This window comes from Paraburkholderia phytofirmans PsJN, from assembly GCF_000020125.1.
In the GTDB taxonomy this organism is placed as follows: domain Bacteria; phylum Pseudomonadota; class Gammaproteobacteria; order Burkholderiales; family Burkholderiaceae; genus Paraburkholderia; species Paraburkholderia phytofirmans.
Map to the genome: position 1 here is coordinate 1198436 of NC_010676.1, position 13778 is coordinate 1212213.

General features: G+C 61.8%; 10 protein-coding genes. 9 read left to right on the forward strand and 1 reads right to left on the reverse strand.

All coding sequences use genetic code 11. From position 1 onward, the window contains the following. Positions 1-187 precede the first annotated feature (187 nt). Both BPHYT_RS25085 and BPHYT_RS25090 read left to right on the forward strand, forming a co-directional pair. Positions 188-2650: a DUF6531 domain-containing protein gene (locus BPHYT_RS25085; RefSeq protein WP_012426919.1), complete on the forward strand. Its 2463-nt coding sequence runs from the start codon at positions 188-190 to the stop codon at positions 2648-2650. Continuing rightward, on the forward strand, positions 2647-3168 hold the full coding sequence (locus BPHYT_RS25090) for a hypothetical protein (protein ID WP_012426920.1): 522 nt from the start codon (positions 2647-2649) through the stop codon (positions 3166-3168). The genes BPHYT_RS25085 and BPHYT_RS25090 overlap by 4 nt, the downstream gene beginning before the upstream one ends. A 580-nt stretch (positions 3169-3748) precedes the next feature. On the opposite strand, the gene BPHYT_RS25095 is transcribed toward BPHYT_RS25090, so the two are convergent. After that, positions 3749-4831 (reverse strand): GlxA family transcriptional regulator, encoded by a 1083-nt coding sequence (locus BPHYT_RS25095; RefSeq protein WP_012426921.1) that lies wholly within the window; start codon positions 4829-4831, stop codon positions 3749-3751. A 300-nt stretch (positions 4832-5131) separates the two neighbouring features. Here BPHYT_RS25095 and BPHYT_RS25100 point away from each other — a divergent pair, with 300 nt between their 5' ends. The 7 genes from BPHYT_RS25100 (at position 5132) to BPHYT_RS25130 (ending at position 13776) form a co-directional block, all read left to right on the forward strand. Continuing rightward, entirely contained in the window at positions 5132-6526 is a 1395-nt protein-coding gene (locus tag BPHYT_RS25100) for an L-serine ammonia-lyase (RefSeq protein ID WP_012426922.1), read from the forward strand. A 111-nt stretch (positions 6527-6637) separates the two neighbouring features. Beyond that, positions 6638-7882, forward strand: a complete 1245-nt coding sequence (locus BPHYT_RS25105) for a sarcosine oxidase subunit beta family protein (RefSeq protein ID WP_012426923.1) — start codon at positions 6638-6640, stop codon at positions 7880-7882. Positions 7883-7910: 28 nt separating this feature from the next. Then, positions 7911-8249, forward strand: a complete 339-nt coding sequence (locus BPHYT_RS25110) for a sarcosine oxidase subunit delta (protein ID WP_012426924.1) — start codon at positions 7911-7913, stop codon at positions 8247-8249. Then, entirely contained in the window at positions 8246-11248 is a 3003-nt protein-coding gene (locus BPHYT_RS25115; RefSeq protein ID WP_012426925.1) for a sarcosine oxidase subunit alpha family protein, read from the forward strand. Before BPHYT_RS25110 ends, BPHYT_RS25115 begins: the two co-directional genes overlap by 4 nt. Next, positions 11238-11894 (forward strand): sarcosine oxidase subunit gamma, encoded by a 657-nt coding sequence (locus BPHYT_RS25120; protein WP_012426926.1) that lies wholly within the window; start codon positions 11238-11240, stop codon positions 11892-11894. The genes BPHYT_RS25115 and BPHYT_RS25120 overlap by 11 nt, the downstream gene beginning before the upstream one ends. Positions 11895-11951: 57 nt before the next feature. Beyond that, positions 11952-12215, forward strand: a complete 264-nt coding sequence (locus BPHYT_RS25125) for a hypothetical protein (protein ID WP_012426927.1) — start codon at positions 11952-11954, stop codon at positions 12213-12215. 142 nt (positions 12216-12357) lie between these two features. Further along, positions 12358-13776 (forward strand): MFS transporter, encoded by a 1419-nt coding sequence (locus BPHYT_RS25130; RefSeq protein WP_012426928.1) that lies wholly within the window; start codon positions 12358-12360, stop codon positions 13774-13776. The last annotated feature ends 2 nt before the right edge of the window (positions 13777-13778 follow it).

Here is a 13778-nt window from a genome sequence, read left to right on the forward strand (position 1 = left end):
TCCATAGAGTAGCTCGGCGTTGTCTGGTCACCGCGATTCGATGTTCCTTCGACGTGCGTCGGGCTTTTTCGACTCGCGTTAGGGTCGGCGCAAGCATGTTGTAATTTTAAGAGTTGTCGGATATTTCGGTTGTGCCTGTTCCTATAGGGTGCTTGGGCTTTACCAAGTACAACTAATAGGAGCAACGATGATAAGAAACGGAATTAACGAGAGTTCGGCGGGAATGGCGGCCCGCTTGCTGGCCGCGTTCATCCTGCTAATGGTGGCGTTCGGGGCGAACGCCGCTGATTGTAATGCGGTGTGGGCAGCCACTGGCGCGAAGCCAGGTTCACCCACTTGCCGGTGGGATGCTTACGCCGGTGTACCTGGCGGCATACAGTACTACAACTGCGTGAGTTTGCCGCTGATCGACGCGTGGTGCGCGACACCGGCGGATGATCAGCCTGAGGCCAGTTGTCCGGTTGCTGACCCGGTGTATCCCGGCAGCGGAGCAGTCACGTTGACGGAGGCCGATTTTGTCAGCGGTGACGAGATTCCGATGCTTTTCGCGCGGACGTATCGTTCAAAGCCGCTGACAGCATCGGCGACGGCGATGGGGCCGGTCTGGTTCCATAGCTGGCAGCGTAACCTCGGACTAGCGAATGCCAATAACGGCAGCACGTCAACGGTGCTGGCCTATCGGCAGAGTGGTGAGCCCATTACCTTCGTCTGGTCGGCTGGTACCTGGCGCACCAAGGCCTTCACTGGATTAGCGCTGGCGCAGAACGATTCTGGATGGACACTCACCGACCTCAGCACAGAGACCGTTGAATCGTACTCCGGCCAAGGCGTGCTGCTGGCTGAACGCACGAAGACAGGTTTTGTTCGCACGCTGAGCTATGACGGTTCCGGTCTGCTGACCACTGTTACGCAGCATGCCGAAGGCACGGACACCAACAAGGACGTCACGCTTCGGCTTGACTACGACGACAAGCGTCGTCTGTCGCGTCTCAATGATCCACTGGGCGGTCTGACCCAGTACGGATACGACGCGAATGGCAATCTTGTTTCGGTCACGTGGCCGGATGGAAACGTGCGCCGCTACGTCTACGACGACACGCGGTTCAGGAACGCATTGACCGGAGAGATCGACGAGTCGGGCAATCGCATGGCGACGTGGAGCTACGACGCTCAAGGTCGTGCGGTGGAGGTGAGTCATCCGAATGCTGGACAGAACGTGCAGTTGGCCTACAACGCGGGCTCGACGATTATTACCGCTAGCAAAGGTTCCACCACGCTGAGTCTGTCGTCGATCGGCGGCATGCTCCGGCCGACCGGGAGCGCCTCGACCGCGGGCAATACGAACTCGGGGTGGGATGCGTCAGGCAATTTGCTGAAAGACACTGACGCGAGCGGTGGCACGTCTGAATACAGCTACGACGATACCGGGCGCCCGGTTCGGGCGACGGTAAAGAGTGCGGGCGGCACATCAATCACGACGATCCGTTACTACGAGGCCAGTGGCCTGCGTCCGTCGATGATCGCATCTCCAAGGTTGATCCAGTCTTTCGTGTACGACGCGAACGGCAATGTCACAGGGATAAGTGAGACGCCGACTACGGACGCGACGGGCGCCAGCGCTTTCGATGCCGCGAAGGCGGATGGGGTGACTACCGCGTACGGCATGACCTACGACGCCAACAACCGGCTTGCTTTTGTGATGCAACTAGCGGACGGAAAGTCCGCGGCTCAGTGGAAGGTCAATCGTGACTTAACGGGCAATGTGTTCGCCATTATCGCGCTAGGAGACATTCCACAAGCGACCGAGTTCATCTCGCGCGACGCGGCACATCGTGTCCAGTACGGCTATAACCCAACGGGCGATTTTTATCTCCGTTATGACCGGCGCGGACGCATCGACAACTTCAAGTTCAATGAATATGCGAGTCCGGCGAACGGCGGAATTCGACGCGTGTTCAAGGCGAGGTTCGGCTACTCGCCAGACGGACGGGTGGTATCGCGCACAGGTACGGTTGCGAACGACGGCAGCGTTCTTGACCTGAACGATGGCACGGACATTCCGATCTCCGGCGACGAAACCAATCAGTGGATCGATAACTATAACTATGGTGACTCGCCGGTGGGGCCGCCTGCGAACCTTCAGGGCGCGCGTCGACTGCTGGGGGATAACTTCCTGGGCACGTCAACCGTTTGCAGCGGCTGTCATTTTTCGGCCGGGCTGATCGACGGCACGGTCCGCGGTATCGCGATGGTCTATCGGCTGTTGCAGAACCCGGTGGTGCGCTATGGCATCGGCCAGGGCGCCAGAAAAGCTGCCGAGAACTGGGATCGCATCAAGCAGATGTGCAAGCCCGCTGCGGAGACGGAGGTGGATGGGATCCCGCCGGGGCGGATCACTTCGGAATATACGGATATCACAACCGGCAATAGTATGCGGAACATTCGTACTGATGTAGGCAAGGCGGAGTTCGAAGCTAATCTGGCAGAGAGCGGGTACGCGCAGACGCTGAGCAAAGACGGAAAGGCCGATATCTTTACCAAAGGTGAAAGTCAGTATACTGTCCGCGAATATTCAAACTCTGGCGCTATGACCGCGGACGTAAAAGTTAGCGGGGTGAATATAGCGAAGATCAGGCTGGGGGGGAAATGAGTAAAAGCGAATATCTGACAGACCGTCAATCCTTTGATCGCCTGCGGAAGCGAGCGGCCGCGGGGCTGAAAATGGTCACTACCGCAGTTGCATCCAATGCGGCGATTTTCTTTGACTCTTCCGATATTTGCACTTTTCGATATCACAAATTTTTGCGGGCGCTTCTTTCCGAGAGAGGCGAGGCGGAATTTGCGGCGCTCGTTTTACGGCCAGACCCGGAGGCATACTTTTTTCATCATTTTTCAAAATTTTCTGCGCTCATTTTTCGACCTGACCATTCGGACGAGGATTTTGTCGTATCACTCAACTCTGATCCGGGAGGGAGTTTGGCGGATGCATTCGACGCAAACTCTGAGCGGTACATCGTTTTTCCGCTCAGTGGTGAATGGGCGATTTACGCGGATCGGGACCAGGAGTTGGCCGCGATGGCAGGACCACCCGAAGTTCTGGAGTTTGCACGTCAGCATTACCCCTTTGAGGTCCATAAAACAAATCCTGGGTTTGTGATAAGCGATTAAATTTCTCGCTTTTCTGAGCGAACAGGCTGACTCCGTCAGCCTGTTCAAGGCCAGTCACAACGATTGGAAAAATTCCATAATTTGAGAAGCATGCAATTTTTCGCTCGCTACTGTCCTTGCAAGGTACCGAGGGTTACCAAAGGTGATAAACGATGCACTGTTCGAGACGAGTCGAACGCAGGCTTGCCGAGCGCAGACGTTTATATCGACGGCACGAAGACAATCAAGATCAGGCTAAAGTGAAATGGAAAAGCGAATCTTTGTCGACGGCCCGGCCGAGTTTCATGACCTGTAGGCACGCGCTACCGCGGGCGCGCGGCTAAAGGGTTCAGAATCGTTGAATAGCTTGCGATAGATCTGGAAGTCAGCCAAACCGGAAACGACGCGACACGTCGCTTCGTTTCCGCATCCCACGTTTGCGCCCAAGCCTGCGCAAGATCATTCGCAGGTGATCGGGTTTTACGAGAACCCGCGTTGAGTTTTTGATTTTTCGCCGTCGCGTGCGTGTCCCGATCAACAGTCCGTGACACGCGCGCATATCAGAGGCGTGGCTGGCAGTGCCATGGCGCGTGAGATGACCTCAAATCGCCTGCGCCCGCCCCGGAAACGTCTCATCATAATCCCCACTATCCTCAGCTTCCGCCGCCGTGCCGCGCTGCTCGCGATACATCATCGGCGGCAAACCGAATTGCTTGCGGAATTCCCGCCCCAGGTGCGAAGCATCGGAAAACCCGCAACTCGAAGCAATATCCGCCACCGTCTTATCCGAACTTGTCAACAACCACGCGGCTGTCCGCAACCGCACCTGCTTCGCGTAGGCCTGCGGCGCCTTACCCGTTTCCGCCTTGAAAAGCCGTTCCAACTGACGCGGCGAAAGATCGAGTTTCCCCGCAAGTTCATCGAGCGACAGCGAGCGCCCCACATGCTGCTCCATCAGCAGAATCGCGCGCTTGACCTTCGGATGCGTGGCGGGCGCGAGCCCCGGCGGATGCGGTTGCGGTGCGTTGCCTTTCTGCATGTCGTCGACGAGCAGAATGCGCAGCGCCTTCTGCACCGTGGCGGTTTCGAAGTGACGCAACAGGATCGCGGCGGCCACGTCGATCGACGCGCGCCCGCCGGAACACGTAATGCGCCGCCGGTCGATCACGAACAGCCGGTCGGCGATCAGCGCTTCCTCGTTCACCGACGGAAAACGCTCGATGAAATCCCAGTAGTGAAACCAGCTCACGCAAATGCGGTAACCGTCGAGCACGCCGGCGCGCATCAGCGAAAACACGCCCGTGCACATGCCGACGAGCGTCGCATCGGTGGCGGCGGCCCGCCGGATGAAAGCGAGCGTGGCATCGTTCGCGGCCGGCCCGGAATGCAGCAAGCCGCCGACCACCACGACGTAATCGAACGGCTCGGCGGTATCGAACGTCTCCCACGGCGTGATCTGGATGCCGCAACTCGCCCGCACCGGAGCAAGGGTTTCCCCTATCACGCTCCATGAACAGCGCACGGGCTTGCTGAAATCGCCTTCATCGGCGGACAGGCGCAGCAGGTCGACGAAACCCGAAAACGCCGTCAGCGTGAAGTTCGGCAACAGGATGATGCCGAAGCGGATGCGCTGCTTCGAAGTGCCGTCGATCGATTGAGGGGGAAGCGGTTCAGCGGAATTCATGCATGCAGCCAGCAAGGGAAAGGGTTGGATCAAGCATAGCACCGCGCCGGGTGCGTCCTGCGCCCGGCATCGTGCAGTAACGCGGGCGGCAGCGCCAGCCATGCTCGCGGCGGCCCGCGCGAACCGTGGGCCTTTCGCAAATGCGTCAGGACTCGTCGTAAAAACGCCGTGCCGCTTGGCGCGCGGCTTTGTTGACGCCACTATCCCACTGCCATGCCGTTTTTATTCTATCGGTTCAATTTGACCTGCGGTGCAATAGAGGCCAATCCACCCAAAGCATCGCAACGCACAAGGCACGCCATGAACGTCAGCGTCTTCGATCTGTTCAAGATCGGTATCGGTCCGTCAAGCTCGCACACCGTGGGGCCGATGATCGCTGCATGCCGCTTCGCTTCGCATATCGAAGACGCCAATCTGCTCGGCTTCGTGCGCGGCGTGAAGGTCGACCTGTTCGGCTCGCTCGGCGCGACCGGCAAGGGGCACGGCACGGACAAAGCGGTGCTGTTGGGACTCGAAGGCAATCTGCCCGATTCCATCGACCCGGACCTGATCGAGCCGCGCCTGCAAGCGATCCGCGTGACAAAACAGCTGGTGCTGCTCGGCAAGCACCCGGTCAAATTCGACGAGCGCGAGCATCTGGGCTTTTTCCGCAAGCTGATGCCGGGTGCGCCGGGTTCGGGCATCGTGCATCCGAATGGCATGCGCTTTCAGGCTTTCGACGAAAACGGCCAACTGCTGGTGGAGAAAGAGTATTACTCGGTCGGCGGCGGCTTCGTGGTGAACCGCGAAGGCGATCGCGTGAACGGCGTGCGCGCCGGCGCCGAAGTGCCATATCCGTTTCGTACCGGCGACGATCTGATGCGCGTGTGCCGTGAGACCGGATTGTCGATCGCGCAGATCACGTTGCGCAACGAATGCGCGGCGCGCCCCGAACAGGAAGTGCGCGAAGGTTTGCTGGCGATCTGGCGCACCATGTCCGCGTGCGTCGAACGCGGCTGCAAGGTGCGCGGCGAGTTGCCCGGTCCGATGCACGTGAAGCGCCGCGCCGCCGATCTGTGCGGACAATTGCGTTCGCGCTCGGAAGAGTCGCTGCGCGATCCGCTCTCCATGCTCGACTGGGTCAACCTCTACGCGATGGCCGTCAACGAAGAAAACGCGGCGGGCGGCCGCGTCGTCACGGCGCCGACCAACGGTGCGGCCGGCGTGATTCCCGCGGTGCTGCACTACTACGTGAAGTTCATGCACGCGTCGAACGACGAGGGCATCGTCAACTTCCTGCTGACGGCGGCGGCGATCGGCATCATCTACAAAGAGACGGCGTCGATCTCGGGCGCCGAAGTGGGCTGCCAGGGCGAAGTGGGCGTGGCCTGCTCGATGGCCGCCGCGGCGCTCGCCGCCGTGATGGGCGGCACGCCGACGCAAGTCGAAAACGCCGCCGAAATCGGCATGGAACACAACCTCGGCATGACCTGCGATCCGGTCGGCGGCCTCGTGCAGATTCCGTGCATCGAACGCAACGCAATGGGCGCGATCAAGGCACTGAACGCCGCGCGCATGGCGATGAAGGGTGACGGCCAGCATTACGTGTCGCTCGACAATGTGATCAAAACCATGCGCGAAACCGGCGCGGACATGAAGACGAAATACAAGGAGACGTCGCGCGGCGGATTGGCCGTCAACGTCATCGAGTGTTGAGAACGGAATCGCGAAGTAACGCAGGGAAAGCCGCAAATAGTAAAGCAGGAACCTGAGAGGCAGCATCAGCACCAGCGCCAGCATTCAGCACAGTACCCACAAGGATTAACGATGAGCCGCTATTCGATATTCAGCCTGTTGCGCAACGGGATGTCGTATCACGAGAACTGGGAGCGACAGTGGAAGAGCCCTGAGCCCAAACGTGAATACGACGTCGTGATCGTCGGCGGCGGCGGGCATGGTCTTGCCACCGCGTATTACCTCGCCAAGGAACATGGCGTGCGCAATGTCGCCGTGCTGGAGAAGGGCTGGATCGGCGGCGGCAATACGGCGCGCAACACGACCATCGTGCGCTCGAATTATCTGTGGGACGAGTCCGCTGCGCTCTATGAAAAAGCGATGAAGCTGTGGGAAGGGCTCTCGCAGGATCTGAACTACAACGTCATGTTCAGCCAGCGCGGCGTGATGAATCTCGCGCACACGCTGCAGGACGTACGCGACACCGAACGCCGCGTGAATGCGAACCGGCTGAACGGCGTGGACGCCGAATTCCTCACGCCTGCACAGATCAAGGAAATCGAGCCGACCATCAATCTGAACAGCCGCTATCCGGTGCTCGGCGCTTCGATCCAGCGGCGCGGCGGCGTAGCGCGTCACGACGCGGTGGCCTGGGGCTTCGCGCGCGGCGCGGATCAGGCCGGCGTCGATATCGTGCAGAACTGCCAGGTAACGGGCATTCGCCGCAACGGCAGTCAGGTGGTCGGCGTGGACACCACGAAGGGTTTCATCAAGGCGAAGAAAGTCGCGATCGTCGCGGCGGGCAATACTTCGACGCTCGCCGACATGGCCGGCGTGAGGCTGCCGCTGGAGAGCCATCCGTTGCAGGCGCTGGTGTCGGAACCGATCAAGCCGGTCGTCAACACGGTGGTGATGTCGAACGCGGTGCACGCGTATATCAGCCAGTCCGACAAGGGCGATCTGGTGATCGGCGCGGGCGTGGACCAGTACACGGGCTTCGGTCAGCGCGGCAGTTTCCAGATTATCGAAGGCACGCTCGAAGCGATCGTCGAAATGTTCCCGGTGTTCTCGCGCGTGCGGATGAACCGCCAGTGGGGCGGCATCGTGGATGTCTCGCCGGATGCATGCCCGATCATCAGCAAGACCGACGTGAAGGGGCTGTACTTCAATTGCGGTTGGGGCACGGGCGGCTTCAAGGCCACGCCGGGTTCCGGATGGGCGTACGCGCACACCATTGCCAAGGATGAGCCGCATGCGTTGAACGCGGCGTTCTCGCTGGACCGGTTCTATACCGGCCACCTGATCGACGAACACGGCGCCGCCGCTGTTGCCCACTAACGTCACGCACTGGGACGAGGACAAAGAAATGCTATTGATCGAATGCCCGTGGTGCGGGCCCCGCGCCGAAACCGAATTTTCCTGCGGCGGCGAAGCGGACATTGCCCGTCCGCTCGACACCGAGAAGCTCACCGACCGCGAGTGGGGCGACTACCTGTTCATGCGCAAGAACCCGCGCGGTGTGCATCGCGAGCAATGGATGCACACGCAAGGCTGCCGCCGCTGGTTCAAGGCGCAACGCGACACGGTGAGCTATGAGATCCAGGGCTACGAGACGTTCGAGCGTCCGTTGCTCGCCATGGACAGCGCTGAAGCTAACACGCAAAACAAGGCACAAAACACGGCACAAGAGGGCAAGGCATCATGAGCCAGAAAGACCGACTCCCCAACGGCGGCCGCATCAATCGCGCAATGCCGCTGACCTTCACCTTCAACGGCCGCCAGTACCAGGGCTATCAGGGCGACACGCTGGCTTCGGCGCTGCTCGCGAACGGCGAGCATTTCGTCGCGCGCAGCTGGAAATATCACCGGCCGCGCGGCATCGTGACAGCGGGTGTGGAAGAGCCGAATGCCGTCGTGCAACTCGAAACCGGTGCGTACACGGTGCCGAATGCGCGCGCGACCGAAGTCGAGTTGTATCAGGGGCTCGTCGCCACCAGCGTGAACGCGAAGCCGAGCATCGAGAAAGACCGCATGGCGGTCAACCAGAAGTTCGCCCGCTTCATTCCGGCGGGCTTCTACTACAAGACCTTCATGTGGCCGCGCAAATTCTGGCCGAAGTATGAAGAAGTGATCCGCGACGCGGCCGGCCTCGGCAAGGCGCCGGAACATACTGACGCGGACCGTTATGACAAGTGCTTTGCGCATTGCGACGTGCTGGTGGTGGGCGGTGGCCCGACCGGCCTCGCGGCGGCGCATGCCGCCGCGTTGTCCGGCGCGCGCGTGACGCTGGTCGACGATCAGCCGGAACTCGGCGGCTCGCTGCTGTCGTGCCGCGCGGAGATCGACGGCAAGCCCGCGCTCCACTGGGTGCAGAAGATCGAGGACGAACTGCGGCAGATGCCCGAAGTGAAGATCCTGTGCCGCAGCACGGCATTCGGCTATCAGGACCACAATCTCGTGACGTTAACGCAGCGGCTCACCGAACATCTGCCGGTGTCGCAACGCAAGGGCACGCGCGAACTGATGTGGAAGATCCGCGCGAAACGCGTGATTCTCGCGACCGGCGCGCACGAGCGTCCCATCGTGTTCGGCAATAACGATCTGCCGGGCGTGATGCTGGCGTCGGCCGTGTCGACCTATCTGCATCGCTATGCGGTGCTGCCGGGCCGCAACGCGGTGGTGTTCACCAATAACGACGACGGTTATCAATGCGCGCTCGATCTGAAAGCAGCCGGCGCTCAGGTGACGGTGGTCGATCCGCGCGCGAGCGAATCGAAAGGCACGCTGCCCGCTCTGGCACGCCGCTACGGCGTCAAGGTGTTGAACGGTGTCGTGATCACGGCGGCGCACGGCAAACTGCGCGTGGCGTCCGTGGATCTCGCGCCGTATTCGAACGGACAGGTCGGTGCGAAGCAGAGCGAGCTTGCCTGCGATCTGCTCGCGATGTCCGGCGGTTGGAGCCCGGTGTTGCATCTGTTCGCGCAATCGGGCGGCAAGGCGCACTGGCATGACGAGAAGGCGTGCTTCGTGCCGGGCAAGGCGATGCAGCCGGAAACCAGCGTCGGCGCATGCGCGGGCGACTTCAAGCTCGGCCAGGGCATCCGTTTCGCGATGGACGCGGGCGCCGAAGCCGCGCGCGCGGCCGGTCATATCGTGGCTCGGCCCAATCCGGTTCAGGTCGCCGAGATCACGGAAGCGAAGATGCTGCCGCTGTGGCTGGTCGGCGGCCGCGAGATGGCTACGCGCGGGCCGAAGCAGTTCATCGATTTCCAGAACGACGTGTCGGCCGCGGATATTTTCCTCGCGGCACGCGAGGGCTTCGAATCGGTCGAGCACGTAAAGCGCTATACGGCAATGGGTTTCGGCACCGACCAGGGCAAGCTCGGCAACATCAATGGCATGGCGATTCTCGCGCAGGCGCTCGGCAAGACGATTCCGGAGACCGGCACCACGACCTTCCGTCCGAACTACACGCCCGTCACCTTCGGCACGTTCGCCGGCCGCGAGCTGGGCGAGTTTCTCGATCCGGTGCGCAAGACGGCGGTACACGAGTGGCATGTGGAAAACGGCGCGGCTTTCGAGGACGTCGGCAACTGGAAGCGTCCGTGGTACTACCCGAAAGCGGGCGAAGACTTGCACGCGGCGGTGGCGCGCGAATCGCTCGCGGTGCGCACGAGCGTCGGCATTCTCGATGCTTCCACGCTCGGCAAGATCGACATTCAGGGCCCCGATTCGGCGAAGCTCCTGAACTGGGTCTACACGAATCCGTGGAGCAAGCTGGAAGTCGGCAAGTGCCGCTACGGTCTCATGCTCGACGAAAACGGCATGATCTTCGACGACGGCGTGACCGTGCGCCTCGCCGATCAGCACTACATGATGACGACCACCACCGGCGGCGCGGCGCGCGTGCTGACGTGGCTCGAACGCTGGCTGCAAACCGAATGGCCAGATATGCGCGTGCGGCTCGCGTCGGTGACGGATCATTGGGCGACTTTTGCCGTGGTCGGTCCGAACAGCCGCAAGGTGCTGCAGAAGGTCTGCCAGGACATCGACTTCGCGAACGCGGCGTTCCCGTTCATGAGCTATCGCGAAGGCACGGTGGCGGGCGCGGCCTCACGGGTGATGCGCATCAGCTTCTCGGGCGAACTGGCTTATGAAGTGAACGTGCCGGCGAACGTTGGACGCGCGGTGTGGGAAGCGCTGATGGCCGCGGGTGCCGAGTTCGACATCACGCCGTACGGCACCGAAACCATGCACGTGCTGCGCGCGGAGAAGGGCTACATCATCGTCGGCCAGGATACGGACGGCTCGATGACGCCGTACGACCTCGGCATGGGCGGGCTCGTCGCGAAGTCGAAGGACTTTCTCGGCAAGCGTTCGCTGACGCGCTCGGACACCGCGAAGGCCGGGCGTAAGCAACTGGTCGGCCTGCTCTCGGACGATCCGTCGTTCGTGATACCGGAAGGCTCGCAGATCGTCGCGGGTCCGTTCCAGGGCGAGACGGCGGCGATGCTCGGCCACGTCACGTCGAGCTACTACAGCCCGATCCTGAAGCGTTCGATCGCGATGGCGGTCGTCAAGGGCGGCCTCGACAAGATCGGCGAAACGGTCACGATTCCGCTTTCGAGCGGCAAACAGATTGCAGCGAAGGTCACCAGTTCGGTGTTCTACGACAGCGAAGGAGCACGTCAACATGTGGAATGAAACGAGAGGGACGGCGTCGGTCGTGGATCGTGCTGTCGGCAAACAGACCGGCGTGTGGCAGGAGTCGCCGCTGGTAGGCACGGACGCGCTGCTGAAGAAGCATCAGGCAACGGCCAACGCCGCGTTCAGATTGAACGAGCGGCCGTTTCTGGAACTCGTGAACGTGCGCGGCGATACGCGTGACGCCGCGTTCGTGCGCGCCTTTGAAAGGGTGCTCGGCTGCCGTCCGCCTGAGAAGGCGAACACCGTGGCGCGCGGCAACGGCTACGACGTGATGTGGCTCGGCCCGGACGAGTGGCTGGTGCGCTCGGCCACGGCGCACGACGCGACGCGCACCGCGCCGTTGCAGGCGAAACTCGGCGCGGCGTTTGCGGGCGTGTTTGCTTCGGCGGTGGATATCGGCAGCGGCTATACGGTGCTCGAAATCAGCGGCACGCGCACGCGTGAAGTGCTGTCGCGCGGTTGCCCGCTCGATCTGCATCCCAAACTGTTCGGCGAAGGGCAGTGCGCGCAGAGCCATTATTTCAAGGCATCGATGACGCTGCTGCCCACCGGCGCGAGCAGTTTCGATATCGTCGTGCGCCGCAGCTTCGCGGACTACTTCGTGAAGATGATGCTCGACGCGGCCGAGCCGCTGATGTCGTAAAGCGCGGCGAGCGGTCGCGTTCGAACCGCTCGAGCGTTTCATCCCTCGATATTCGCCATGACGTCGACACGTCTAGCCACCGCGCGCCTCACCGAGCGCGCGTGCCACGAAGGCGATGCCCATGCCGCGCTCGCGCTGCTCGATCAGAGCATCGTGCTGCGGCATCGGCGCATTGCGCTGATCCGTTATCTCCTCGCGCAGCAACTCGGCGCGCCGTTGCAGGCGCGTCATCACGAATATGTCGAACGGATCGCCGCACGCTTGAGCGCGGAGGCGCTCGCGCGCATTGCAGGCGCCGCGCGGGCGCGTCTGCGGGCCTGAGTCTCGCGATTCGCGCGCATGGAACGGCGCACCCGTTCCATCCCGATGACGTATTTCTTCTATGTCGCCGATTTATGTCGGCTTCTACTGAAAACACTCAGGAGTAACCACGCGGCACGCGCCGCATCCACCAGGGGATGACATGTCCACCGCCTATCCGCCGCGCGCGAGCGCAGCCGCCCGACTCGAACGGCTGCCATTCTCCGGTTATCACCGGACCATTTTCATCATCATTGCCATCGCGTTCTTTTTCGATTCCGTCGATCTGGGCACGATGACTTTCGTGCTCGGTTCGATCAAGACGGAATTCGGCTTATCGACCGCGACGGCGGGGTTGGTGGCCAGCGCGAGTTTCTTCGGCATGGTGATCGGCGCGGCAATTGCCGGCTTGCTGGCGGATCGCTTCGGCCGCCGGCCTGTCTTTCAGTGGAGCATGGTGTTGTGGGGGCTCGCGTCGTATCTGTGCTCGACGGCGCAGAGCGTGGAAGCGTTGATCTTTTATCGCGTGCTGCTCGGCTTCGGCATGGGCATGGAATTTCCGATTGCGCAGACGTTGTTGTCGGAGTTCGTGCCGGCTGCGTCGCGCGGCCGTCTGATCGCGCTGATGGACGGCTTCTGGCCGCTCGGCTTCATTACTGCGGGCGTGGTGTCGTACTTCGTCTTGCCGACCTTCGGCTGGCGCACCGAGTTTGCGCTGCTCGCGATTCCCGCTGTATTCGTGTTGATCGTGCGCCGCGTCGTGCCGGAATCGCCGCGTTGGCTGGAACATCGCGGACGTCTCAGTGAAGCGGACAAGATTCTCGCCGAGGTCGAAGTGAAGGTGATGAAAGCGGCCGGGCTGAGCCAGTTGCGCGCACCTGTCGTGCTCGCGGAACCGCCGGCCGCCAAGAGCACGGGAGCGTTCCGCGAGATCTGGAGCATGGCTTACCGGCGGCGCACGATCATGGTGTGGACGCTGTGGTTCTTCGCGCTGCTCGGTTTCTATGGGCTGACGTCCTGGCTCGGCGCGTTGATGCAGCAAGCAGGCTTTGCGGTGACGAAGTCGGTGCTGTACACGGTGCTGATTTCTCTCGGTGGGATTCCGGGGTTTATTTGCGCGGCGTGGCTGGTCGAACGTTGGGGCCGTAAACCGACTTGCATCGCGTCGCTCGCGGGCAGTGCGGTGATGGCTTACGTATATGGACAAACCGCGCTGCATGCTCAGACGCCGACCTTGTTGATCTGTGCCGGGCTGGCCATGCAGTTCTTCCTGTTCGCGATGTGGGCGGTGCTGTACACCTACACGCCGGAGCTATACGGGACCGGCGCGCGCGCGACGGGTTCGGGCTTCGCGTCGGCGATTGGCCGCGTGGGTTCGCTGATCGGACCTTACGTGGTGGGCGTGGTGTTGCCGATGTTCGGCCAGGGCGGCGTGTTCTCGCTCGGCGCGATGTGTTTTGTGATCGCAGCGGCGGCGGTGTGGATCTTGGGCATCGAGACGCGCGGGTTGGCGCTCGAGACGCTGGTGTCGGAGGCGGTTGAGACGGATGCGCGAGGGGTGTTGAGTCCGGCGCGGGAGTGAAG

Excerpts from the sequence above, each read along its gene's own strand:
- BPHYT_RS25105 (WP_012426923.1), top strand. The coding sequence starts at position 6,638 with ATGAGCCGCTATTCGATATTCAGCCTGTTGCGCAACGGGATGTCGTAT.
- BPHYT_RS25095 (WP_012426921.1), bottom strand. The coding sequence starts at position 4,831 with ATGAATTCCGCTGAACCGCTTCCCCCTCAATCGATCGACGGCACTTCG.
- BPHYT_RS25120 (WP_012426926.1), top strand. The coding sequence starts at position 11,238 with ATGTGGAATGAAACGAGAGGGACGGCGTCGGTCGTGGATCGTGCTGTC.
- BPHYT_RS25110 (WP_012426924.1), top strand. The coding sequence starts at position 7,911 with ATGCTATTGATCGAATGCCCGTGGTGCGGGCCCCGCGCCGAAACCGAA.
- BPHYT_RS25130 (WP_012426928.1), top strand. The coding sequence starts at position 12,358 with ATGTCCACCGCCTATCCGCCGCGCGCGAGCGCAGCCGCCCGACTCGAA.
- BPHYT_RS25125 (WP_012426927.1), top strand. The coding sequence starts at position 11,952 with ATGACGTCGACACGTCTAGCCACCGCGCGCCTCACCGAGCGCGCGTGC.
- BPHYT_RS25115 (WP_012426925.1), top strand. The coding sequence starts at position 8,246 with ATGAGCCAGAAAGACCGACTCCCCAACGGCGGCCGCATCAATCGCGCA.
- BPHYT_RS25100 (WP_012426922.1), top strand. The coding sequence starts at position 5,132 with ATGAACGTCAGCGTCTTCGATCTGTTCAAGATCGGTATCGGTCCGTCA.
- BPHYT_RS25085 (WP_012426919.1), top strand. The coding sequence starts at position 188 with ATGATAAGAAACGGAATTAACGAGAGTTCGGCGGGAATGGCGGCCCGC.
- BPHYT_RS25090 (WP_012426920.1), top strand. The coding sequence starts at position 2,647 with ATGAGTAAAAGCGAATATCTGACAGACCGTCAATCCTTTGATCGCCTG.